This is a genomic window from Gracilibacillus suaedae, assembly GCF_017599345.1.
GTDB lineage: Bacteria > Bacillota > Bacilli > Bacillales > Amphibacillaceae > Gracilibacillus > Gracilibacillus suaedae.
In genome coordinates this window covers 51,600-75,122 of record NZ_JAGFVL010000012.1, presented here as the reverse complement: position 1 = coordinate 75,122, position 23,523 = coordinate 51,600, and the positions used below count along the sequence as shown (strand labels likewise).

The 23,523-nt window shown below is 36.9% G+C and carries 24 protein-coding genes; 7 read left to right on the top strand and 17 right to left on the bottom strand.

The features are described 5' to 3' along the window. Nucleotides 1–195: 195 nt before the first annotated feature. The 9 genes from J5J03_RS02205 to J5J03_RS02165 all read right to left on the bottom strand — a co-directional run bounded on the left by J5J03_RS02205 (nucleotide 196) and on the right by J5J03_RS02165 (nucleotide 7,358). Nucleotides 196–1,071, bottom strand: a complete 876-nt coding sequence (locus tag J5J03_RS02205) for an IS3 family transposase (RefSeq protein WP_208585884.1) — start codon at nucleotides 1,069–1,071, stop codon at nucleotides 196–198. Continuing rightward, nucleotides 1,068–1,391 (bottom strand): transposase, encoded by a 324-nt coding sequence (locus J5J03_RS02200; RefSeq protein ID WP_208585883.1) that lies wholly within the window; start codon nucleotides 1,389–1,391, stop codon nucleotides 1,068–1,070. Before J5J03_RS02200 ends, J5J03_RS02205 begins: the two co-directional genes overlap by 4 nt. A gap of 226 nt (nucleotides 1,392–1,617) precedes the next feature. Continuing rightward, nucleotides 1,618–2,298, bottom strand: a complete 681-nt coding sequence (locus J5J03_RS02195) for a metal-dependent hydrolase (protein WP_208585882.1) — start codon at nucleotides 2,296–2,298, stop codon at nucleotides 1,618–1,620. Nucleotides 2,299–2,370: 72 nt separating this feature from the next. Then, a complete protein-coding gene (locus tag J5J03_RS02190; protein WP_208585881.1) occupies nucleotides 2,371–3,921 on the bottom strand; it encodes a polyamine aminopropyltransferase in 1,551 nt (516 codons plus the stop codon). A 76-nt stretch (nucleotides 3,922–3,997) separates the two neighbouring features. Continuing rightward, nucleotides 3,998–4,393 (bottom strand): DUF350 domain-containing protein, encoded by a 396-nt coding sequence (locus J5J03_RS02185; RefSeq protein WP_208585880.1) that lies wholly within the window; start codon nucleotides 4,391–4,393, stop codon nucleotides 3,998–4,000. A 19-nt stretch (nucleotides 4,394–4,412) separates the two neighbouring features. Beyond that, a complete protein-coding gene (locus J5J03_RS02180) occupies nucleotides 4,413–5,078 on the bottom strand; it encodes a DUF4247 domain-containing protein (RefSeq protein WP_331460409.1) in 666 nt (221 codons plus the stop codon). A 241-nt stretch (nucleotides 5,079–5,319) separates the two neighbouring features. Continuing rightward, nucleotides 5,320–5,988 carry a PspA/IM30 family protein gene (locus J5J03_RS02175; RefSeq protein ID WP_208585879.1) on the bottom strand — a complete coding sequence of 223 codons (669 nt, stop codon included), beginning with the start codon at nucleotides 5,986–5,988 and terminating at the stop codon, nucleotides 5,320–5,322. A 23-nt stretch (nucleotides 5,989–6,011) separates the two neighbouring features. Further along, entirely contained in the window at nucleotides 6,012–6,521 is a 510-nt protein-coding gene (locus tag J5J03_RS02170; protein ID WP_208585878.1) for a DUF4178 domain-containing protein, read from the bottom strand. 84 nt (nucleotides 6,522–6,605) lie between these two features. Then, complete coding sequence (locus J5J03_RS02165; protein WP_208585877.1) at nucleotides 6,606–7,358, bottom strand: SDR family oxidoreductase; 753 nt, start codon at nucleotides 7,356–7,358, stop codon at nucleotides 6,606–6,608. Between the two features lie 374 nt (nucleotides 7,359–7,732). On the opposite strand from J5J03_RS02165, the gene J5J03_RS02160 reads away from it, so the two are divergent. The 6 genes from J5J03_RS02160 (at nucleotide 7,733) to J5J03_RS02135 (ending at nucleotide 12,788) form a co-directional block, all read left to right on the top strand. Next, nucleotides 7,733–8,176, top strand: a complete 444-nt coding sequence (locus tag J5J03_RS02160) for a universal stress protein (RefSeq protein WP_208585876.1) — start codon at nucleotides 7,733–7,735, stop codon at nucleotides 8,174–8,176. A 399-nt stretch (nucleotides 8,177–8,575) separates the two neighbouring features. Next, nucleotides 8,576–9,478: an ABC transporter permease gene (locus J5J03_RS02155; RefSeq protein ID WP_208585875.1), complete on the top strand. Its 903-nt coding sequence runs from the start codon at nucleotides 8,576–8,578 to the stop codon at nucleotides 9,476–9,478. A 17-nt stretch (nucleotides 9,479–9,495) separates the two neighbouring features. Next, the gene (locus J5J03_RS02150; RefSeq protein WP_208585874.1) at nucleotides 9,496–10,416 is read left to right on the top strand and encodes an ABC transporter permease; all 921 of its coding nucleotides are present in this window, start codon (nucleotides 9,496–9,498) and stop codon (nucleotides 10,414–10,416) included. A 24-nt stretch (nucleotides 10,417–10,440) separates the two neighbouring features. Continuing rightward, the gene (locus tag J5J03_RS02145) at nucleotides 10,441–11,472 is read left to right on the top strand and encodes an ABC transporter ATP-binding protein (protein WP_208585873.1); all 1,032 of its coding nucleotides are present in this window, start codon (nucleotides 10,441–10,443) and stop codon (nucleotides 11,470–11,472) included. Continuing rightward, nucleotides 11,435–12,439 (top strand): ABC transporter ATP-binding protein, encoded by a 1,005-nt coding sequence (locus tag J5J03_RS02140; protein WP_208585872.1) that lies wholly within the window; start codon nucleotides 11,435–11,437, stop codon nucleotides 12,437–12,439. The genes J5J03_RS02145 and J5J03_RS02140 overlap by 38 nt, the downstream gene beginning before the upstream one ends. Then, entirely contained in the window at nucleotides 12,396–12,788 is a 393-nt protein-coding gene (locus J5J03_RS02135; protein WP_208585871.1) for a hypothetical protein, read from the top strand. The genes J5J03_RS02140 and J5J03_RS02135 overlap by 44 nt, the downstream gene beginning before the upstream one ends. 811 nt (nucleotides 12,789–13,599) lie before the next feature. On the opposite strand, the gene J5J03_RS02130 is transcribed toward J5J03_RS02135, so the two are convergent. From J5J03_RS02130 to J5J03_RS02110, 5 genes are all read right to left on the bottom strand, one after another. Beyond that, the gene (locus tag J5J03_RS02130; protein ID WP_208585870.1) at nucleotides 13,600–15,222 is read right to left on the bottom strand and encodes a glutathione ABC transporter substrate-binding protein; all 1,623 of its coding nucleotides are present in this window, start codon (nucleotides 15,220–15,222) and stop codon (nucleotides 13,600–13,602) included. 329 nt (nucleotides 15,223–15,551) lie between these two features. Beyond that, on the bottom strand, nucleotides 15,552–16,739 hold the full coding sequence (locus J5J03_RS02125) for an acetate kinase (RefSeq protein WP_208585891.1): 1,188 nt from the start codon (nucleotides 16,737–16,739) through the stop codon (nucleotides 15,552–15,554). Between the two features lie 169 nt (nucleotides 16,740–16,908). Next, entirely contained in the window at nucleotides 16,909–17,886 is a 978-nt protein-coding gene (locus J5J03_RS02120) for a class I SAM-dependent methyltransferase (protein WP_208585869.1), read from the bottom strand. Nucleotides 17,887–18,093: 207 nt separating this feature from the next. Beyond that, entirely contained in the window at nucleotides 18,094–18,555 is a 462-nt protein-coding gene (gene ytfJ, locus J5J03_RS02115; RefSeq protein ID WP_208585890.1) for a GerW family sporulation protein, read from the bottom strand. Continuing rightward, nucleotides 18,545–19,081, bottom strand: coding sequence for a hypothetical protein (locus J5J03_RS02110; RefSeq protein ID WP_208585868.1), 537 nt, complete (start codon nucleotides 19,079–19,081; stop codon nucleotides 18,545–18,547). The genes ytfJ and J5J03_RS02110 overlap by 11 nt, the downstream gene beginning before the upstream one ends. A gap of 153 nt (nucleotides 19,082–19,234) precedes the next feature. Between J5J03_RS02110 and J5J03_RS02105 the strand changes: the two genes are divergently transcribed. Continuing rightward, a complete protein-coding gene (locus tag J5J03_RS02105) occupies nucleotides 19,235–20,035 on the top strand; it encodes an NAD kinase (RefSeq protein ID WP_208585867.1) in 801 nt (266 codons plus the stop codon). Nucleotides 20,036–20,314: 279 nt separating this feature from the next. Here the strand turns inward: J5J03_RS02105 and J5J03_RS02100 are convergent, their stop codons facing one another. From J5J03_RS02100 to thiI, 3 genes are all read right to left on the bottom strand, one after another. Continuing rightward, the gene (locus J5J03_RS02100; RefSeq protein ID WP_208585889.1) at nucleotides 20,315–21,910 is read right to left on the bottom strand and encodes an amidohydrolase; all 1,596 of its coding nucleotides are present in this window, start codon (nucleotides 21,908–21,910) and stop codon (nucleotides 20,315–20,317) included. A gap of 102 nt (nucleotides 21,911–22,012) precedes the next feature. After that, nucleotides 22,013–22,219, bottom strand: a complete 207-nt coding sequence (locus J5J03_RS02095) for an alpha/beta-type small acid-soluble spore protein (protein ID WP_018933566.1) — start codon at nucleotides 22,217–22,219, stop codon at nucleotides 22,013–22,015. Nucleotides 22,220–22,317: 98 nt separating this feature from the next. After that, entirely contained in the window at nucleotides 22,318–23,520 is a 1,203-nt protein-coding gene (gene thiI, locus J5J03_RS02090; RefSeq protein ID WP_208585866.1) for a tRNA uracil 4-sulfurtransferase ThiI, read from the bottom strand. Nucleotides 23,521–23,523 lie beyond the last annotated feature (3 nt).

Here is a 23,523-nt window from a genome sequence, read left to right as displayed (position 1 = left end):
TGGACTTCTGTCAAGAAAGTGGACACCTAAATAACGAATACATGTCAGATTACCGTAGCCTTTTCTTCACTTTTCAAATGATAGATGATACCGCGGAGGCATCAAGCCCAAACCACTTGACCCCTCCACGGAATCATCTGGCTAGTCGCTAAGTGATGAAAAGGCAACTTACTGCTTCGATAAGTGCTCTTTCTTTTATGCCGCATGCTGCCTATCGTATTTTTGCTTGAACGCTACCGGAGATATAAAACCAATGGATCCATGTATTCTTTTTCGATTATAGAAAAGCTCTATATAACGATAAATCTCCGCGTAAGCTTGCTCCTTCGTTTGAAATCGTTGACCTCTCATTAATTCTTTTTTGATTAGGCTGAAGAACGATTCTGCACAAGCATTATCATAACAATTTCCTGTACGACTCATGCTTGCCTCCATACCAAATTCTTTCAGTTTGTCCCGGTACTCCGTAGAAGCGTATTGTGTACCACGGTCGGAGTGGTGAAGCAAGCCTTTTTCTGGGTTTCTTAACGTATAAGCATCTTCTAGTGCTTGAAGAACTAATGACGTTTCCATATGTCCATCTAAGCGCCAACCAACTATTTCACGAGTATATAAGTCCAGAATCGCAGCTAAATATAAGCGCCCTTGTCGACAAGGGATATAGGTGATATCAGCTACCCATATCTTGTTTGGTTCTGGTGCTGTAAAGTGTTGATTTAACCTATTAGGTGCTACAGGATCATCATGATTTGAATGCGTTGTAGATACTTTATATGGCTTAGATACACAAGATCGTAAGTTTAGTTCTTTCATGTACACACTAACGGTTCTTTCTGTTACTTGATATCCTTCTTGGACTAATAGCTTTGTGATTTTGGGACTACCATATATACTGTCAGCATCGTAATAATGGTATTTAATTCGTTTCTTTATGGCTTCCCTACGTATTTCTTGTGGACTCGGCTTATGCTTTCTCCATTTGAAATAACCGCTCGTAGACACCTCTAATACTTTACACATCTTCTCCACTGAAAACACCGAGCGATTGTCTTCAATGAATAGAAACTTCATTTTTTTGGTCTGCTGAAGATGTGCACCGCCTTTTTTACGATAGCCAATTCTTCCTCGGTCTCCGCTATTTTCTTGTCTTTTGCCTTTAGTTCCCGTTCTTTTTCCTTTAGTTCTCGCTCCAGTTTCTTTAAACGTTCTTCCACCACCACCGGTTCGTTTTCAAATTCGCGATATTTACTCATCCATTCATGCAGACAACTTAGTGGAACCTTGATATCTTCCGCAATCTCTGTCATGGTTTTCTTTTGCTTTTGCTCTTGCGCAAACTTTACCGTTTCTCTTTTAAACTCTTCACTGTATCTTTGCCGATGTTCTCTCATGGAACCCCCTCCTCATTACTTTTATCATATCAAATTATGATTTTCGTTAAAGGGGTGTCCACTTTTTATTCTAACTTCAGGATGTCCGCTTCACCTTCAAAATTAAGTATTTTTTAAGAAATAACGGAATAAATGTCCACTCAGCAAGCCTGCTTTATCGTAGCGACTCATTGGTCAGGCCTGAGTTTCAAAAAAAGGTCAAAGCAATGTCGCTTTGACCTTTTTCTTATAATTCTACATGTTCTCCGGGTTTTAGGTGAACGCCTTTTCCTGTTTTTACTTGGTTACAGAACGCTTCTCCATCTTGTTCAATTAACGGGAATGTATTGTAGTGCATTGGTACAACTTGCTTTGCTTGTACCCAGTCAGCTGCAATCAATGCATCCTCTGGTCCCATCGTGAAGTTATCACCAATTGGTAGAAATGCTAAGTCAATATCGTTCATATCTCCTATTAATTTTAAATCAGAAAATAATCCTGTATCGCCTGCATGGTAAATGGTTTTTCCCTCAGCAAAGTATAATATCCCTCCAGGCATACCACCATAAATTTTGTTTCCTTCTTCATCCTCAAACATGGAACCATGAAAGGCAGGTGTAAATTTCACTTTGCCGAAATCAAATGCATGTGCACCACCTATATGCATTGGGTGTGTATTCAATCCTCTGGAACCTAAGTATACAGCTAATTCGTTTGGTGCCACTATAAGACAGTTAGTTCGCTGTCCAATGCTAACAGTATCGCCAACATGGTCATTGTGTCCATGTGTTAACAGAATAACATCTGGTTCTTGCTTATCTGGATCTAAATCACTCGTTTCGTTTCCTGAAATAAATGGGTCAATTAAAATCGTATGTTCGAGTGTTTGGATTTTGACACATGATTGTCCGTGGAAAGATACTTTCATACAACTATGCACTCCTTTTCACTATAATATTCTATTTCCGTTTTTCCCATTTACTGTTCATTTAAACATGAATTAATAATATTGCCAAGAATTTTCATAGATTTCGATCAGCCTAGGATTAATTAAGGTATTTACCTCTAATTCTTTCTGTGTACCATTCTTGTCCAATATATTATCGTCTTCATCCTTACCGAAAATGGTTAGAGTTTGCAGCATCTCGTCTGTAATAAAATCCGTATCCACATCAATAGCTAACGAATCAACATTGATCTGTTCTCTACTTGCCATTACAAACCCCCAATTACCAAAACTCGGTACATCCACATGGAAATTTTCTACCTCTAAACCAGTGGAAGCGATCGTATTCGAAATCGTCCAATACACTTCACGAGCAAATACTGGACTTGTTGCTTGTACCATTATCGCACCACCAGGCTGTAAATGGTTGCGAACCAATGAATAGAATTCTTTTGTATATAATTTATTTAGACTTTCATTATTGGGGTCAGGCAAATCTACGAAAATCGCGTCATACCATTCCTCACTTTGCTCCAGAAATTCAAATGCATCCTGATTTACCACATTAACATGTTCATTTTGTAAGGAGTGATCATTTAACGCCAGAAGATGCGGATTCGAATTGGCCAATTCTACAACAGCTGGATCTAAATCAACTAATGTTATGTTGTTGATGTCTGGATATTTTAACAACTCCCTTACAGCTAATCCATCACCACCACCAAGCACTAACACTTCTTCACGACTCTTGGTATAAGCCATTGCCGGATGAACTAATACTTCATGGTATCGGTGTTCATCAATCGAACTCAACTGCAATGCCCCATCTAGATATAGCCGAATGTCTTCGTCCTGTTTGGTCATGACGATTTTCTGGTATTGACTTTCTTCGAGATGGACAATGGGATCATTATAAATTTTTTGCTCAAAGGATAACACTAATGATTCACCAAAAAATAAACCAGTTATTAACAAGAGAGCGATGATTCCTCCAACTATTCCATGCAAAGTTTTTTTGATTAACTCCTTACGAAATAAATAAAGGACAACTAATGCTACCGAAAGGTTAATCAACCCAACTAAAAAAGCGGTTTTCACCATTCCTAATTGTGGTCGTAATAAGAAGACAAATAATAAACCACCAATCAGACCACCAGCATAATCAGAAAATAACACTCTTGCCGTGCTTCGTTGTAGTGTAACCCCTATCTCATTGGCCTTCCTAATTAAAATCGGTAGTTCAACACCGGTTAATGCACCAATGATTAAGGTAATGGAATAAAGGAATAATGCATCTGTTCCATCAGAAAAAAAAGCGGTTGCCGCAAACATGAGGAAGCTGGAAAAACCACCAATCAAAGCAACAAGAAATTCTATGTAAATAAAAGATAAAATTAAATGTTTCGTTACTTTCTCACTTAAACTTGCACCAATCCCCATGCCGGTCAGGAATAAAGAAATGGTTAATGTATATTGCTTTACGCCATCACCTAAGATGTAAGAACCTAGTGCACCGAATAATACTTCGAATATAATACCACATATCGACACTATACCGGATGCCCAATAAATAAAATGACTTTGTTTTACTTTTATCTCTTCCATACCTATTCCACACTTCCTATGTAGTCACGACTGGAAAAGCCTGACCTTTTTCGTATTGATGGTCAGGCTTTCTGTATTATGTGATAGATGATCCAATAACGAATGCCAAACCAACAGAAACACCAAATGAGATAATACCGACTGCAACATTATTGGCTTTCAATTGGTCCTCAACGGAAAATTTACGTGTTAACCCTTCAAAAATGAGATAAGCTACTAATTGTAACACAACTCCATACGCGCCCCATATCAATGTTTCGACTACATCAATACTATGATAAATGGCAAATGATAATATGATACAAATTCCTATAATTTTGCCTGCGATAGATAACGCAATCGCTTGATTACCATCCCTTACCTGCTCCCAATCTTTATATTTAGTTGTAAGCCGTTCAAAAATGATTAGCCCGATAATCACAATAATAATTGCAGCAATAAAATAAATAAATGTTGAAATAAAAGGTTCCATATTCAACTCTCCTTTTTTATTATTTTCCTGAACTAGGTCCGCCTCCACGAAAGGAACCTAAACCTCTGTTAGCCGTTGTACCACCCTTATTATAACTGCGCGATGTTGAGTAGCCTCCATAACAGTCATTGGAACTACAATAACTCCTTCTATTAGATACCCAATTATTGCCAAAGAAGCTGTCGAGCATTCGGATCGTAAAATATGTAGTTAAGAAATTAGGTGAATAATTTTTACGAACAAATTGTTCACTTGCGACTTCAATAAATGTTGCATTATCTAGCTCTTCACTTTCTTTGATGATAATAAACAAGTCAGAGTAGGCCAGAATCTGTTGACCATCGACATAATCACTAACCTCTTGTGGTTGTTTAATCTCGGCCAAAAGATCGGCTAACTCCTCTACTTCAAACAGCAGCGTTCCATAGACATTTGCAGTTGTGTCGTCGCCCACAACAGAATCTACAAACGGAAAATTGTTGGATATAAGTGCTTCCATATCTGAGTTATTGGTCGTTTTCAACTGGTCAATCATTTCATCTTTAGTTTCGGAAACCTGCAGATCTTCTTCTAAGATAGCACCGGATTCGTCGAATGCAGATAAATTAGTGAACGAATTTGAATTACAGCCTACAAGTAAAATGAAAAATAACATGGTAATACTCAAGCCTATCTTTTTATTCACGCCAAAATCACCTCCTGCTTTACTTCTCTATGTATCCATAAGAAAGCGGGTGGGTCCTACGGCTTGCTCGCAATAATGATTAGCGGGTTAAAAAACCACTAATCATTAGCGAAACTTATCACGGCGTAAGCGTTTATCCCACACTTAGCTTCCTTGAGCTTGAAGTGAGGATCTTACTGACGTTTAGCACCGTGATTAAGGTTAACTAACGGATGGAACCCCCCGCCTTATCTTACTTTTGTTACTCTTTTCCTAATTTCTTTTTCAGAGCTGCTAGTTCGTCATCGACATCGCTTTTTTCTAAATCTTCAAATTCATCATCTAGTGACTTGCTTGCGGAAGATAAGTCTTCACTTGTGTCAGCTTCTGCTTCAAACTGCATCACTTTTTCCTCCATACGTTCAAACCCTTGTTTCGAAGCATCATTCCCAATAGATGACATCGTACGGTTCATTTTCGTACGAGTTTTTGCTGATTCTGCTCTTGCTTTTAGAGAATCTTTCTTCAATTGCATTTGTTGATATTCTTTTTTCATTTCGTCTAATTTTTCACGAAGTTGATCTGAATCCTTTTTAGCGCGCTCCCAAGATTCACGAAGTGTATTAGCTTGTGCTTCTTGTTCGTTTTTGTCTTCTAAAGCACGACGAGCAAGGTCTTCGTTGCCAGCTTCAATAGCTTTTTCAGCTTGAGCTTGTCGTTTTTCCACTAGTGCCTGTGCATCATCTGCTTTTCTTTTTAACATTTTTTCGTTGGCGATTTGTTTGGCTACTGCTGCTTCTACTTCTCTAATATCTGATTCCATATCGCGCATGAACTGGTCCAGCATTTTCACCGGATCTTCTGCTTTGTCTAACATCGAATTCAACTCTGAACTTACCACTGTTTTTACACGTTTGAAAAATTGAAACATATTAAATTCCTCCTAAATAATAATTAATGTGAACCTGCAATAATTTTAACTTCATAATTTTCAATTGGGTAACCAACGCTTGCTTCTACATCGCTATTCCACTCTTCCACACTAATAAAAGATTGTTCATCTGCATCACAATACTCAGCATAACGAATGCGTTGACCTGTAAGCGAACTGCTTCTTCCCTCACCAGTCACATCTGCCTGACCACTTTCATCAAGAGAGTAGGTTTTGTTATTAAATACTAACTGATTAGGGAAATTGTCTGCTTCAGGAAGCTGAATTTTTTCATAAATACCTAGTTCCAATTCATCATCCATCTCGGCGGATAACCAAATTGTCCTTGCTTCCCCTAAAAGCTGATAACTGTACCATTTATAATTGTTTTCTCTGTAAATTATTTTTCCAACCACTTCATAATCAGCTAAATCATATTCAATAATATCCCCCACTTCTATCGAAAGCAAATCTCTTTTTCTGACAGTTGCTTTCTTTTCTTTTTTATTAAATAACTTGGAAAAGAAACCCAATGGTACACCTCTTTTCTTCCTTTAATGGGTTGTTATAATTAGATACGAACAACGTTAAAAAAGGTTTCAGTTTTTTTAAAAAATTTATCGATGTTGATGAATAACATCTAATCCACCTGTTACATCAACAACGGTACCTGTTACCATATCTGCATCGTCTTCACAGAAAAACATTACCGTTCGGGCAATATCTTCACCTGTTCCAGAACGCCCAATTGGTGTATTGGGATCTTCGGACTTTCTGCTTTCCACTATGGATGATTCCTTCATCTCACCAACAATGTCGCCTGGACATACCATATTAGATGTAATACCATTTTCGGCTTCTTCATATGCAATAGACTTGGTTAATGATACTAACCCCACCTTTGCAGCCGAAAATGCAGATCGATTAACCCAGCCAGCTGCAGTATTAGCACTTTGAAAGCCATAATTGACAACTCTGCCAAAATGCTGCTTTCGCATTGCTGGTATTGTTAATTGTAACAGATGAAACACAGCATCTAAATTGCCGCGAATCATTTGATTCCATTCTTCTTCTGTGTGGTCGATTAATTTTTTCCTTTCGAATATAAATGGTCCTGCATTATTTATTAAATAATCAATGGTTCCAAACCTTTCCACGGCTTTTTTTACAGCTTTTGTTAGATCATCTTTATTACAGACATCAGCTTGAATGATCTCAATCGATGCATCTGGGAATTTTTCTAACATTTCTTTTGCACGCTGATGATCCCTGAAGTATGTAATAGAAACAGCATGTCCTTTATTGATAAATACCTCTGTTACTTTTAACCCTAGGCCTTTTGTTCCAGCCGTAATAAAGGCGTGTCCCATGTTATTTCCTCCTTAATCTTACTTCTCACTTATCTTATATGTTACATGATTGTCTTATTTTTTTCTATTAAAGTGTAGATAATTTCTATTTGATACATGAAGTTTTAGCAATGGTTAATAGTGGTATATGAATAATAAGAAAAGTGCAGAGCGCACGTTTCGAAACGTAGTGACTTCAGAATCAACTGAGATAAAGGAATCACTGAGAAAAGCGAGCCGATGATGACTTATCATAGGGCGATTCGTGAAGTCGCCTAGCTAGACATCTGCGCAAAATTATACTTTCTTGTCTTTTAAGAAAAATTTATTCAACCTTTCACCTGAAAGCGGATACATGATATAATAAGACTATAGACGTGAAGGGAGAGATAATGATGCCTTTTGAATATGAACGTATTTTAGTAGCAGTGGATGGTTCAGATGCTTCAGAATTAGCATTCAAGAAAGCTGTTGACATCGTTCTAAGAAATGACGCGAAGATGTTTTTAGCACATGTGATTGATACAAGGACCATTACCACTGTTGCACCTGAAGTGTATGATCAAACACTTGCAGCTCGCTCAGAAAATTATGCGCAAACGCTACTTGATGAATATAAAGATAAAGCGAGTAAGCAAGGAATTACAGATATTACGACACATGTAGAAATTGGGTCACCGAAAATTAAAATCCCGAAAGATCTTGCTAAAAAGTTTGACTCCGATTTGATTATATGTGGTGCAACAGGGATGAATGCGGTAGAAAGGTTTTTAATAGGAAGTGTTTCAGAAAGTATTACCCGATATGCTAGATGTGATGTCTTAGTAGTTAGGAGTTAATTGCTTCCTTTAATTACAGTTTTACTAATGATAGAGAGAAATCACAAGCTCTCTATCATTTGTATTGTAAAAGGCAATTTTTCATATAAAAGTTACATATTAAGTCAAATATCTTAGTGAAACCATGCTACCTTTCTGAATTATTAGAAAAGTTTGAATTTTTTTATTTTTTTTAATTAATTAATTTCTTGCCAGTTATATGGTATAGTTATTTTCGTGTCTACTTGTATTTGATAATAAGCGACACCATTCTACAACCATACGTAAAGATTGCTATCGTTATTATCAAATGTAAAATGTAGGAGATGTTTTGTTAATTTATTTAACAGCCCACTTACATTAAATAACCTTTCCTATATAATAATTGGGGATAGATTTTGGATAAAAGGAGGTCATACTTTGAACAGTAATCAAATTGATCAAGCAAATATCAAAATTAAAAAAGCTGAAAGTCCATGGAAAAGGTCATTAAAAGACTTTTATAAAAAACTGGTAAAAAACAAAAGTGCGCTAGTTGGAGGATATTTAATCCTTATTCTTATCATTATAGCGATAATAGGTCCATATCTTACCAGCATTGACCCGGATCACACAGAATATAGCGTAAAACTACAAGGCCCATCTGGTGAGCATTGGTTTGGTACAGACCATCATGGCAGAGATATTTTTACTCGAGTTATTCATGGTTTAGGTATCACCATGTTCATCGGTTTTACTGCTACAATTCTGGGTAGCCTTGCAGGTGTGATTATTGGAATCATATCAGGCTACTATGGTGGCAAAATTGATTCTGTCATCATGCGTTTGATGGATATATTATTAGCATTCCCTGGTATCTTATTAGCACTAGCGTTGGTTAGTATTTTAGAACCTAGTCGTGCAAATGTTATTTATGCAATTTCTATCTTTGCGATTCCTACCTTTGCACGGATTGTACGTGGATCTACACTTGCTACTAAGAACTTGGAGTATATTGATGCCATGAAAGCTTTAGGTGCATCAGATTTGCGAATTATTTCAAAACATATTTTCCCAAACATTCTATCTCCTATTATTGTACAAATGAGTTTGTTTATTGCAAATGCGGTTTTAACTGCAAGTGGTCTCTCGTTCTTGGGAATGGGAGAACAACCTCCATCTCCTGAGTTAGGTGCATTATTGAGTGATGGACGAGACTTCATGTGGGAAGCAGGACATATCGCTCTATTCCCTGGTTTAGTCATCATGCTAATTGTATTAGCATTTAATGTATTCGGGGATGGCTTACGCGATGCGTTAGATCCTAAAATGAATAAAAAATAAAGGAAGAAGGTGCGCCAATGTTTCAATTTATTGTCAGACGTCTCATTCAATTGATCCCTGTTCTTTTAGGTGTATCCATTATTGTATTTTCACTTATGCACCTTACTCCAGGGAACCCAGCTCAAATCATTGCTGGTGAGAATGCTCCAAAAGAAACAATTGAGCAAATAGAAAATAGATTAGGTCTCAATGATCCTATCCCAGTACAATATTTTAATTTTGTTAAAGACGCTGTTATGTTAGATTTCGGAAGTTCGTGGAGAACTAGCTTACCAGTAAGCGAAGAACTGTGGCCTAAATTTTGGGTTACCTTTGAATTAGCGGTTTATAGTACAATATTTAGTGTCTTCCTAGGCTTAATAGCAGGAATTATCTCAGCTGTGAGACAATATTCATTTGCTGATGTAGGAATTATGCTAGTAGCTTTATTCGGGCTATCCATGCCAAACTTCTGGTTCGGTTTAATGCTTATGCAATGGTTTTCAATTAAACTTGGTTGGTTGCCACCAACAGGCTGGGGATCACCTGAGCAAGTTATCTTGCCGGTTATAACCTTAGGAACAATGGGTGCAGCTGTAGTCGCCCGAATGACACGATCAAGCATGCTTGATGTCATTTCTCAAGATTATATCCGTACAGCAAGAGCAAAAGGGTTAAAAGAACGAGTAGTTATATACAGACATGCTCTTAAAAATGCGCTGATACCGGTCGTAACTGTCATTGGTTTACAGTTTGGTAGTTTACTAGCTGGTGCCGTTTTAACAGAGTCTGTATTCGCTATTAATGGTATGGGAAAATTAATCATTGATAGAATCCTTGCTAGAGATTTCCCTGTTGTACAGGCAGCTGTACTTGTTATCGCAGTTGTTTTTGTATTTGTTAACTTAATCGTCGATATATCTTATAAATTTCTAAACAAACGAATTAATATGGATTAACTCATTCAGAAAGAGGTGAGCGATGTGAGTCAAGAAACAATTTTGGATATAAAGGATTTAAGAACTTCCTTTCTAGTGGAAGATTTTGAAGTAAAAGCTGTTGACGGTGTTTCCTTCAAACTACCAAAAGGAAAAACGATAGGTATTGTTGGTGAATCAGGTTCAGGGAAAAGTATTACTGCTATGTCCATCCTTCAGCTTCTAGATAAACCTGGAAAGATTATGGGTGGAGAAATTAACTTTAAAGGAAAAGATCTTACAAAACTAAGCGAAAAAGAGATTCAAAACATTCGCGGTAATGAAATTTCTATGATATTTCAAGAGCCAATGACTTCTTTGAATCCCGTTTATACAATAGGTCAACAAATTCGTGAAACATTAAAAGTACACCAAGGGCTTAATAAACAGAATGGTACAAAAAAAGCCATTGAACTACTAAGTTTAGTAGGTATTCCATCACCTGAACAACGTGTTAAGCAATATCCGCATGAATTATCTGGTGGTATGAGACAACGTGTCATGATTGCTATGGCACTTGCCTGTAATCCAGAGTTACTAATAGCTGATGAACCTACTACTGCACTAGACGTTACCATCCAAGCGCAGATTCTTGAGTTAATCAAAGATCTCCAAAAAGATTTAGGAATGTCCGTAATTATGATTACCCATGATATGGGAGTAGTTGCAGAAACTTGTGATTATGTCGCTGTTATGTACGGTGGTAAAGTAGTAGAATACCAAGATGTTAAATCAATATTTAAATCTCCTAAACATCCATATACGGTAGGGTTACTTAATTCTATCCCTAGACATGATACCGATGTAGATGAATTAGAGCCTATCAAAGGCAATGTACCAAGTCCAAAAGATATGCCTGTCGGCTGTCGTTTTGCACCACGTTGTCCGTTTGCCACAGAGTTATGCGAAAAAGAATTGCCAAGTCTAGATACTCAGGCAGATGGTAGCGAAGTACGTTGCTGGGTTTACACAGACCGTTGGGACGGAGATCCGGAGGTGAATGTACGTGAGTCAAAAAGAACTGCTGAAAGTGAATAATTTAAAGCAACATTTCCCTATTAAAGGGGGAATCTTAGGAAGAACTGTAAATCATGTCAAAGCTGTTGATGACGTTACTTTCGATATATATGAAGGTGAAACCTTAAGTGTTGTGGGTGAGTCTGGATGTGGAAAATCAACGACGGGTCGTGCCATTCTACGCTTAGACGAACCGACAGATGGTTCCATTGAGTTTGATGGTGTCGACTTACTTTCATTAAGTAGAAGAGACATGAGGAAGAAACGAAAAGATTTGCAAGTAATCTTTCAGGATCCTTATGCTTCGCTTAATCCGAGACAAACTGTAGGAAAGATCTTAACGGAAGCTATGGCAATACAAAATGCTGTACCAAAGGAAAAACGCCGTGAACGAGCAATCGAATTACTAGAAACAGTCGGACTAAACGCCGATCAAATCGATCGTTATCCACATGAATTCTCAGGTGGCCAGAGACAACGTATTGGGATCGCACGTGCATTATCTGTTGATCCAAAATTAATCATTTGTGATGAAGCTGTATCTGCTCTTGACGTATCTGTACAGGCACAAGTTCTTAACTTACTTAAGAAGCTTCAGAGAGAATTTAATTTGACATTTCTATTTATTGCACATGATTTAGGTGTTGTTCGTCATATTTCCGATCGAATTATTGTAATGTATTTAGGTAAAATCGTAGAAATTGCTGATAAAAAATCATTATTTGATAATCCTCAGCACCCTTATACGAAAGCGTTACTTTCTTCGATTCCGACACCTGATCCCGAGGTAAAGAAAGAAAGAATAATCTTGAAAGGGGATGTACCGTCTCCTATTAATCCACCGCAAGGATGCAGATTCCACACAAGATGTCCTTTCGCTACGGATATTTGTAGACAGGAAGTTCCTGAATTGCGTAATTTGGATAATATGAAAGAAGGTCATCGTGCTGCGTGTCATCACATTGAAAAAATTGCAGCAGAGCATTAATGAAGAAAAGAGCTTAGATTGCTTAAAGCAATCTAAGCTCTTTTCTCATATCCTTTTCCTTCATATGCTTCAACAATTAGATGTTACATTTCAAGTATTATTTGCTGAAACCTATAGATTGTCGCAAAGAAACAATTGGACAGTTACCTCCACATTCATCGCTCAGTGTTTTTTTGAAAGTATACAACAGAATACCTATGCTTCTGAACTTTTTACCTTCTTCCACTGTGAATGCATTTCAAATATGGAAATTAATAAAACTAGCCACAAAAACTTATTTTTAAAGGCTATACCTGAAGATGATTGTCCTCCTAAAATTGTAAATATCCCCATTAAAAAAAGGAAATAGATGGTCATAGAAATTTGCCATTTTAGTATCTCTTTATTATCTGAGTCTCTGTACTTCTTGAACATCAAACTAAACCATAATACTCCTAAAATGAGAGCAACTAAAACGCTTTTTGGGATGAAGTCTGCAAGTGGTAACCTAGGGAAATAGTCATAAAGGAATAAAAGTGTAAATATCAAAATAACAATGAAGTCCATTGATTTTATAAATTTAATGCAATCACTTCCTTCTTCTAAATTATACCCTAATTCTTAAGGACTTTTTTCTAATTAGCAACAATGTATACAAAAACAACGTACAGATGAAGTTTCGCTACTGATCAGGGTGTTGGCGCTATCATTCCTAAAAACCTAATATCCCTTTGTTAATTGAAACTGAAGCGGAGGTCTTACAGGCGTTTAGCACATGATAAAGCTAGACTTCAATCAGTTGGAGTTTAGTTAAAACCCCCACTGATTATTAGCGAAACATATCAGGAAGTTAGCGTCCGTTTATACCCGTTAGCTTCTTTGCTTATGCCCGAATCTGGAAGTGGTGTATTGGTATTACGGACGTTTAACACCGTGATAAACAGTTTCTTATCGTTTTTTTCATTTTTTATAGTCCTTAAGATTTATAACAAGATAATCACATTCTCCTCGATATGCTCACCTTAACGTTTTGAACACTGCTCTGTTTGTAGGTTATTCAAATAATTACCGTATCACGTATGTATGGACATCAAACTAGTCTTAAAGAACTTTGCCTTATCGATATTCTCATTTTCAATACTAAAAAAGGAAGCCAACACAGTAGGCTTCCTTTTTTATACTTATTCTTCAATATATGCATCTTTAATTTGGTAGATACCTTGTGCATTGATGCTGAAGTCTTTAACTGAATCACTTACACCTAGTAGATACTCTTGGTGATGCGTATATATCATAGGAGCAAGATCAACAAGCTTTTCCTGTACTTCAGTGTAAATTTCTTGACGTGCTGCAGGATCTGTTTCACGACGTCCCTCATCTAATAATTCATCTACTTCATCATCAGCTAAGAAAGAACGGTTTCCTGGCTCACCCTGCTGAGAGCTATGGAATAATGGATATAAACCATAATCAGCGTCAGCAGTTACAGTAGACCAACCTAGAATAAACATATCATGCTCTCCATTAGAAGTACGTTCTAAGTATGCTCCCCATTCTAACTCTTGAATCTCAACATCGATACCAATCTCGCCTAATTGTGCTTGAAGTGCTACTGCTGTATCAACACGCTGCTCATTATCATTTGTCCAGATAGTAGTTTCAAACCCATCTTCATATCCTGCTTCAGCTAATAATTCTTTCGCCTTTTCTACATCATACGGTAAACCTTCAATAGAATCATCATATCCAAATACAGGTGGCGCTAAAGCACCAATTGCAGGGATACCTACACCATTCATTACACCATTGATGATCTCATCTTTATCCACTGCCATAGAAAGTGCTTGACGCACTCGGACATCATCAAATGGTTCTTTCTCTGTATTAAATCCGATATAAGATACCGAAACGCTTGGAGATTGTAAAACACTTGCATCTGCTAGACCATCAACCCGAGACATATTATTCGGTCCAATTTGATCCGCTACATGAGTCACACCTGTTTCTAACTCTGCTACTCGTGAGCTTTGTTCTGATACTACTTTAAATTGAACAGAGTCTAATTTAGCATTGTCTCCCCAATAATCCTCATATGGTGTTAATGTTACGCTCTCACCTGCAGTCCAATCTTCTAATTTAAATGGTCCTGTACCACTAGGTTCTTTGTTGATATATTCGTCAACATCGCCACCATCTTCTAGTTGTTCATAATCTTTATCAATAATAGTAGGACTCATAATCCCTGTACCACTATGCGCTAGATTAGCTAATAATGGAGCATATGGATACTCTAAATTAAATCTAACGGTGTAATCATCAACCACTTCAATACTTTCAACTTGTTCTATTAAGAATACATACGGAGAAGCAATTTTCTCATCTGCTAAACGATCAAAACTCTTTTTAACTGCTTCAGCGTTGAATTCAGCACCATCATGGAACGTGACACCTTCTTGCAGATGGAATTCCCATGTTACATCATCAACTTGTTCCCAATCAGTCGCCAAACCTGGCTCAATTTCTTGATCCTCGTTCAGCGTAGTTAGTGTTTCATAAATATTTTCACGTACATTACTTGAAGGTACGTCATTTTGCCCTTGAGCTGATAGTGAAACTACATCAGATGGTACAGTTATCACTAAGTCTCCTCCGGAACCTGCAGCTTCTTCGTTCTCGCTGCCTTCTTCTGCTGAATCGTTTTCATCTGTTGTTTCTTCCGGTTCACCGTCACCTGCACAAGCAACAAGTGCAATCGATAGCACAAACAGAAGAGATAACATTAAAACTAAATGTTTAGATTTCATTAATCTAAACCCCCCTCTTTTAAATATTTGTAAAGATTATGTAATATATAATCATGTTATAATATAACTGAAATTTCCCAAACTTTCAAGCAATTTTGTCAAATAATTTCCCATACTTTTTTATCTCAAGATAAGTAAGTTTCAGTTATTACTATGTTGAACATTGAATTATAATAGTAGGCTTAATCATTATCAAAAGAAATCTTCCTTTCTCCTGTATGAAGACTCGTGAAGTCGCATATCTCTGGTCGTTTGCGTAAACATTCGTTATACAAGTAAAAAAGATCTTTCCCTATTTAAATAGGATAAAGATCTTTTTTACAATAAATTTATTGTGTCAACCTAACAGCATCTCTAGCAATCATTACTTCCTCATTAGTTGGGATAACTATTACTTTTACAGGTGAATGCGGATAGTTTACAAATGTTTCTTTACCGCGAATGTTATTTAGGCTTGGATCCCAGTATACACCCATAAACTCTAATCCTTTTAATACACGTTCACGAATGGTTATACTATTTTCACCTACACCAGCCGTAAAGATGATTGCATCCACACCATGCATTCTAGCTGCGTAAGAACCAATGTATTTATGAATTCTTTCTGCAAATACTTGAAGTGCTAATTCAGCACGATTGTCACCATTTTCTGCTTTCTCCTGGATATCTCGTAAATCACTAGAAAATCCGGATAAAGCTAGCATACCACTTTTCTTGTTTAACACATTCATTACTTCTGAAGCAGATTGTCCAGTTTTTTCCATGATATATGGAATTAAGGCCGGGTCAATATTTCCAGACCTTGTCCCCATTGTCACACCAGCTAAAGGTGTAAAGCCCATAGAAGTATCAATTGACTTACCTTTTTCAATTGCTGCGATACTTGCGCCATTTCCTAAGTGACAAGATAACAGACGTAATTGTTCCAAAGGTACACCCATTAACTCTGAAGCACGTTCAGAGACGTATTTATGTGATGTACCATGAAATCCGTATTTACGGATGCCATATTTTTGATAATATTCATATGGTAAACTATATAAATAAGATTGCTCAGGCATTGTCTGGTGAAATGCTGTATCAAATACTGCTACAGAAGGAACATCTGGTAACACTTCACGGAAAGCACGAATACCTGTTAAGTTTGCTGGGTTATGCAACGGTGCTAGCTCAGATACTTCTTCAATTTCCTTAATTACTTCATCCGTAATCACGACCGAATCATTAAATTTCTCTCCACCATGTACAACACGATGCCCAATACCATCAATTTCATCCAAACTTTTAATCACACCAAATGATGTTAATTTATCAAGTAAGAGCTTGACAGCTACAGCATGATCAGGAATATCTCTAGTTTCTTCATCTTCCTTATCATCAAATTCAATAGAAAAAACGGAATCAGCAATGCCAATTCGTTCAACTAGTCCTTTTGACAACACTTTTTCTTCCGGCATTTCAATTAGTTGAAACTTCAGTGAAGAACTTCCAGCGTTTACAGCTAAAATTTTACGCAACATTTTCAATCCTTTCATTCTTTCGTTTACTTACCCTGACTAAAAAAATCAATGTTTTTACATCTGTTCAAACATTCCCATATCCATTTAAACACCGTCAGAATAAGTTTGCAACCGGAATATCAAATGGTAACGTTTGCTTCGTAAAATTTTTATTTTCTGATTTTTCTCACTTTTCAGTTTTAAACCAATTATCGATTTTTTGAAGGATATTATGGGTCTTATTGACATCTTTAAAGGATGGCAATTGGGCCATTAATGTTTGCTTTGGTGGCTTTGTATCCTTACCCTGCTTCTGTAAGACTAAGATACTTTTAGCATGCTGTTCGGAAGAAAACATCGATAATGGTAATTGTAGCAATGCTAATATATGGGCATTATTGCGTAGGTATTTTTGTAATTTATCACTTTGGTCACTAGTAAAAAGGAAATTAGGTATAACAAATAATAAGTAACCTGCATCTTTTGTATAGATCATACTCTGTTCGATAAATAAATGATGTGAATAAGCATGTCCTTGATCAGCATTTAATTCAAATTTGGCCGCTTGTTCATCATCTGGATAATATCCGACAGGTAAATCAGCTATAACCGCATCAACCGGTTCTAACAATAATGGAGTTAAACTATCTTGGTGAAAGTATTCAACCTCAACCTCTTGCAAGTTCGAACTTTCTACTGCTAATTGAATTAATGTCGGGTCAATTTCACTTCCATATCCCGTAACATCTGCTTCTACCTGATTAATCACAGCAGTTAACAAATTCGCCGCACCACTTGCTGGATCAAATAGTCGTAAATGGTTAGTCTTAGGCATTAACTTTTGAATAAAATAGCCCATAAACATAGCGACACTGTCAGGCGTTACAACGTGTTGATGTTGAGTAGATCCCTTCATTCCTTTAATTAAGGCTAGCTGAATGACTTTTCGAATCGATTCACTTGTAGTATCTTCACTATAAAATGATTTTTTAAGTGATGCTAAACTATCTGCTGTCTTTTTAGTAGGTAAATCTAATGCTTCTTCAGTTTGGATAGCACGTAACGCAAAAATTAAACTTTCTAAATATGGTTCATTTTCTGTTTCTTCTATAGTAGATGTTAGTTGATCCAAATCTGAAAAAGCTTTTTCTATATCAAACGACATTTTTTGTTCCCTCCACAATATACAAAATGATTCACTGCCTATCTTATCACGGTGCTAACTTCCTGCAAGTTTTTGCAACGGATCCTAGTGATAAGCATGGATCTAACACCCTGATAAGTTTCGCTAACCATCAGTGGTGTAAATCCCACTAATGGAAGTCTCACTATATTATGAAGGCAGTGAAATCAAATTGTCTACTGAGAAGCATTACATATCATTACCTTGCTGCTTTCCATCTCTTCTTTGTTTTAACATATCCAAAACCTGGTCAATCACTTGCGGGCTTTTCTCTAACACTTTCTCATAAGCGGTCGTGGATTCATTGAGTGGTAAGAGTCGGACTCCTTCTTTATTAGCAATGACAAACGCTGAAGGTATGATAGAAACACCTCCACCACTTCCACCACCAAACGGGATGATCGATTCTGATTGATTATCCTCTTGCCCACTTTCTTCACCCTGCTGATCTTGTCCTCCACCAGGTACAAACTCACTGCCTCCAGCTGCAAAGCCAAATTTTACTTTGGATAATGGAATGATCAAACTGCCATCTGGAACTTCTATTGGTTTCCCAATTGCTGTATCCACTTCAATTAATTGTTTTAAATTAGCCATCGTTAAATTCATAAATCCTTCTAACGGGTGCACATTTTGGTTATTATCTTCCATCATTTACTGACTCCTTCCGTATTTTTTTCATTTTCTTCATTTCTTTGATAGTCTTACTCAATTTTACCGATATCATGCACTCACCTACTGATTGAAAAGTTTCTTGTTCAAAATCTGCTGCTATATTAATTTCAACGTCTCTTTTACTACTATAATGAGCCTTAATCCATTCAGCTAACGTGGTGATAGACACGTAAAGATATGCTGTAATCGATGGATCGTATGTAGCAACAATTGTTTTGGTGTGTAAAGTTTCGATTTCTGATTTTTTCAACAAACTTTTTACAAGATGATACCTCTTCTTTATATCCCCATTATTATCTGTTTCGAAAGATGGTAAATCTAACTTAGTGAAATCGATTGTCTCTTGATAAAAAGTAAAACGCAATATACTGATTTTAAATTGGACATTTTTATCCTCTTCATCCCATTGCCAGTCCAATGATATATATACTTTCGACATTAGAAAAATTAACAGTATGATAATGAAAAGAACGATTATAATCAATAATAAGACAATCAGCATATTCTCACCTCATCCTTATTATTTACGAGTAAATACTAGATTAATCATAAAGTCGTAACAATCAACACAAAATAATCAAAGTTATCAATGGGATAGCCTTATAAATCATGATAAGATGAGAACAGATACATATGCTTGTTAGGAGGAAAGAAAATGGACAACAGAAGTAATTTATATTTTTACTACAAGAAAAACGAGGAACTTATTAAAAAATTGGAACCGCTATTTGAATATGTTAAAAGTCAAGGCTTTCAAATCGTAGAAGAGGCTAAAGAAGCTAATATTATAATCAGCGTCGGTGGGGACGGTGAATTCTTGCAAGCTGTCCGTCATACAAACTTTCGTCAGGATTGCTTATATGTTGGCATTACGCAAGCAGATGAATCAGGCTTGTACTGCGACTTTAATATTGACCAGTATGGTGAAATGGTGGAATCAATGAAAAATAATAGTATTGAGGTTCGCCGTTTTCCGATAATTGATGTTACGATTAATGGGCAGTCAACATTCCATTGTTTAAATGAAGCAGCTATTCGCTCAGCTATTATTAAAACGATTGTTATAGATGTATTTATAGATGATAATCATTTCGAACGCTTTCGTGGAGATGGATTAATTGTAGCAACTCCTACTGGAAGTACAGGCTATAATAAGTCAACTTCAGGTGCTGTGATTGACCCGAAAATTCCATGTTTGCAAGTAACGGAGCTTGCTTCTTTAAACAATAACCGCTACCGTACGTTAGGCTCTTCGTTTGTTTTAAATCAAGATCGAACTTTGCGTCTGGAAGTCATTCAGGATGGTAATGATTATCCGATTGTAGGGCTTGATAATGAGGCTTACTCGATAAGAAACATACAAACTTTAACGATTCAGCTAAGTGATAAACGGATTAAAACCGTGAAGCTGAAAAACAACTCCTTCTGGGATCGCGTTCAACGAACTTTCTTGTAAGTAGAACGTTATCCTACTGTTATGTTGGTCGGACATTTAGTGCGGTATTTGGGACAATATCACCTTTTTTTCGATGTTGGCGGACATTTAATCCCTTATTTGATTCCTTTCGTTAAAAATTGACGTGTTTTTCGACGAATAGCGGAATAGGTGTCCGCAAGCAGCCTAAAAACGCCACTTTCGTCACAAATAACGGAAGGAATGTCCGCACTAATGCCCGATTTTTACGAGAATACACGTTACTTGCAATTTATGCTTTTTACACTAAAACCAAATGCGTTATGCCTCTGGTTTTTCGTACATAATTTCTCCGTCTACGATAGTTGCTTGTACGTTTACTTCGTGGAATAATTCCGGATCGTATTTGAACAAGTCTTTTTCCAATATGGTAAAATCCGCCACAAAGCCTGGCTTGATCATACCTCGGTCATGGGCATGATTAATAACATAGGCACTGCCCTTGGTATACAAAGAGATCGCTTCAAAAACCGAAAGCCTTTGGTGACTGCCATACACTTGTCCATCAATGTTTGATCTTCTTGTTACAGCCGCTTGAATCCCTAATAACGGGTTTACCTCTTCAATTGGTGCGTCTGATCCTCCAGCACAAGCAATGCCATTATTTAAATAGGTTTTCCATGGATAGGCATCATTCGTTCTTCTATCACCTAGCCTATCCTTGACCCACGGGAAATCCGATGCAACAAAGGAAGGCTGAATATCCAACACAACAGGAATTTTCTTTAATCTGTCCAATAACCTGTCATTCATAATTTGAGCATGGATGATCCGATCTTTTAAACCATTATGTAATGGATACTTTTCGATACAAGCTACTATCTCCTCAACCGCCTGATCACCTATTGCATGAACAGCTACAGGATGCTCTGTTTTTCGCGCTTTTTGAAACAAAATCTCTAAATTATGCCGCTTATGAATTGGGATCCCGACATTACTAGGATCATCATGGTATGGTTCACTCAACCAGGCTGTCCTTCCTCCTAATGCGCCATCCGAAAATATCTTCATTGCACCAAGAGTAGTAAATTTTCCCCCATCACCATACTGTAAACCTTGGTCTAACATTTCATTAAAAACAAGGTGATGAACTAATAGGTGAGCTCTAAATTTATACTTCTCAGGTAAAACCTTGTGATACGCATTCAATGTTCGTTCAAACCCACCATAATAAGAAAGATCTTCACTATGTCCACCAACTAAACCTAATCGAAGTAGATCTTCAATTGCGACCTTAACAGTTTCCTGTAGTTTATATTCTGATATCTGCGGCATTATTTCCTTTACTAATTCTTGGGCTTGATCCAATAAATACCCGGTTGGCTCCCCTGATTGGTCTCGAATAATTTTCCCACCTTGAGGATCTTCCGTTTCCCTTGTTATCCCTGCTATTTCCAATACTTTTGAGTTAACAATGACAGCATGGCGACATATTCGGGATAATATGATAGGATGTCCACTCGAAATCTCATCTAACTCTGTTTTATTAATAATTCTGGCATCTGTCCATTGATTTTCATTCCATCCATCTGCAATTAACCATTCCTCTGGTTCTAATTCCTGTACTTTTCTTTCTAAAGCTTGTAATACTCCATTTGCAGATTTCATAGATGATAAGTCTAAATGTAACAATTTTTCACCATGACCAATTATATGTAAATGACTGTCGACAAAACCAGGGTACATGGTTGCACCACTCAGATTGTATTCGTCGTCTATGCTTTTCATCCATGTATTTCTTAACTCTGATTCTTTCCCGAGGCCCATGATTGTTCCATCTTCTACATAAACAGCTTCTGCTATCGATGTTTCATCTTCCATTGTGTAAATTGTACCGCCATAAAAGAGTGTACCCATTCTATCACCTAGCCTAATATTCTTCTGTTGATTATGATATAACGATAGCAAAAAGTCATCCATAAGAAAAGGATAGTGCACTTAGCACTATCCTCCATTTTATTATTGATTTGCTTGACCACCCATTTGTTGTTCAGCCATTTGTACAAGACGTTTTGTGATCTCTCCACCAACTGAACCATTAGCACGTGAAGTAGTGTCAGCACCTAAGTTTACACCAAACTCTTGTGCAATTTCAACTTTCATTTGATCTAGAGCTTGGCTTACTCCAGGAACTACTAGATTGTTTGAACTGTTGTTGTTCGCCATTTGCTTTCACCTCCTCTTGACTACATTACTATCATGAACTTTTAGAGGTGAAATCATGCAAAATATTAACTGGTAGTTGTTGTTAATTCATCCAACTGTTATAGTAAATCCTCCAGTTCCTCTTTTTGTTTATCTTTTGCCTCTATCTCAACGGTTTCAATCGATGACAATATTTCCTGAATATCTTGGTCAAACTCTATATTTGCTTCAAATTGCTCTACTTTTTCCAATTTCGGTTTCGTTTTTGGCTGTTTAGGTACAAATACTGTACAACAATCCTCAAAAGGACGAATAGAGATATCATACATATCAATCTCTTCTGAAACTCTGATGATCTCGTCTTTGTCCATTGCGACTAATGGTCGAATAACAGGATAATTGGTTACAGCATTAATCGCGTGCATGCTTTCCATTGTCTGACTGGCTACCTGTCCAAGACTTTCACCAGTTACGAGTGATAAGATTCCTTCTTGTTCAGCAACAGCTTCACTGATACGCATCATCATTCTACGCATCACTGTCATAGAATAACCATGAGGAATCTCACGATGTATTTTCTGCTGTAATGCTGTAAAAGGCACAATATGCACTTTGATCGAATGACCATAGAAAGACAGTTTTTCCGCTAAATCTAATACTTTTTCTTTCGCTCTTTCACTTGTGTATGGTGGTGAATGGAAATGAATTGCTTCCAATTGAACACCACGTTTCATCGTTAAATAACCGGCAACAGGACTATCAATCCCGCCAGATAAAAGCAGCAATGATTTTCCGGAAGATCCTACTGGAAGACCAGCGGCTCCTGGAACCTTTTGCGATGTTAAATAGGTTGCTTCTGAACGAATATCAACGGTAATTTCCAAATCTGGCTGATGAACATCAACTGTGATTCCATCCGTGTTGGACAATAAGTATCCACCAAGCACATGATTAAATTCTTGTGATCCAATTGGGAACTCTTTATTAGAACGCTTGGTTGATACTTTAAAAGTTCTAACATTCTCTGTTTCGGTTAAAAGTTTAAGTGCTTGCTCTTTAATGGCTGTTTCATCATTTTCGACCTTAAGAGCCACACTCATATTTTGAATACCGAATATTTTTTGGCATCTTTCCATGATTGCTTCCGGATTCTCACCATTTAACACGATGTACATGCGGTCACGCTTTTTATCTACTTTAATAGCCGGAAAATTGCGCAATGCTTGACGGACATTTTTAGCTAATTGCGTTGTAAACAATTTTCGATTACGGCCTTTTAATGTAAGTTCTCCATATCTAATTACTATATGATCATATTGCATTGA

Coding starts and splice junctions, on each gene's coding strand:
- J5J03_RS02205 (WP_208585884.1), bottom strand. CDS start 1,071: ATGAAGTTTCTATTCATTGAAGACAATCGCTCGGTGTTTTCAGTGGAG.
- J5J03_RS02200 (WP_208585883.1), bottom strand. CDS start 1,391: ATGAGAGAACATCGGCAAAGATACAGTGAAGAGTTTAAAAGAGAAACG.
- J5J03_RS02195 (WP_208585882.1), bottom strand. CDS start 2,298: ATGAAAGTATCTTTCCACGGACAATCATGTGTCAAAATCCAAACACTC.
- J5J03_RS02190 (WP_208585881.1), bottom strand. CDS start 3,921: ATGGAAGAGATAAAAGTAAAACAAAGTCATTTTATTTATTGGGCATCC.
- J5J03_RS02185 (WP_208585880.1), bottom strand. CDS start 4,393: ATGGAACCTTTTATTTCAACATTTATTTATTTTATTGCTGCAATTATT.
- J5J03_RS02175 (WP_208585879.1), bottom strand. CDS start 5,988: ATGTTTCAATTTTTCAAACGTGTAAAAACAGTGGTAAGTTCAGAGTTG.
- J5J03_RS02165 (WP_208585877.1), bottom strand. CDS start 7,358: ATGGGACACGCCTTTATTACGGCTGGAACAAAAGGCCTAGGGTTAAAA.
- J5J03_RS02160 (WP_208585876.1), top strand. CDS start 7,733: ATGCCTTTTGAATATGAACGTATTTTAGTAGCAGTGGATGGTTCAGAT.
- J5J03_RS02150 (WP_208585874.1), top strand. CDS start 9,496: ATGTTTCAATTTATTGTCAGACGTCTCATTCAATTGATCCCTGTTCTT.
- J5J03_RS02140 (WP_208585872.1), top strand. CDS start 11,435: ATGTACGTGAGTCAAAAAGAACTGCTGAAAGTGAATAATTTAAAGCAA.
- J5J03_RS02130 (WP_208585870.1), bottom strand. CDS start 15,222: ATGAAATCTAAACATTTAGTTTTAATGTTATCTCTTCTGTTTGTGCTA.
- J5J03_RS02120 (WP_208585869.1), bottom strand. CDS start 17,886: ATGTCGTTTGATATAGAAAAAGCTTTTTCAGATTTGGATCAACTAACA.
- ytfJ (WP_208585890.1), bottom strand. CDS start 18,555: ATGGAAGATAATAACCAAAATGTGCACCCGTTAGAAGGATTTATGAAT.
- J5J03_RS02110 (WP_208585868.1), bottom strand. CDS start 19,081: ATGCTGATTGTCTTATTATTGATTATAATCGTTCTTTTCATTATCATA.
- J5J03_RS02105 (WP_208585867.1), top strand. CDS start 19,235: ATGGACAACAGAAGTAATTTATATTTTTACTACAAGAAAAACGAGGAA.
- J5J03_RS02100 (WP_208585889.1), bottom strand. CDS start 21,910: ATGGGTACACTCTTTTATGGCGGTACAATTTACACAATGGAAGATGAA.
- J5J03_RS02095 (WP_018933566.1), bottom strand. CDS start 22,219: ATGGCGAACAACAACAGTTCAAACAATCTAGTAGTTCCTGGAGTAAGC.
- thiI (WP_208585866.1), bottom strand. CDS start 23,520: ATGCAATATGATCATATAGTAATTAGATATGGAGAACTTACATTAAAA.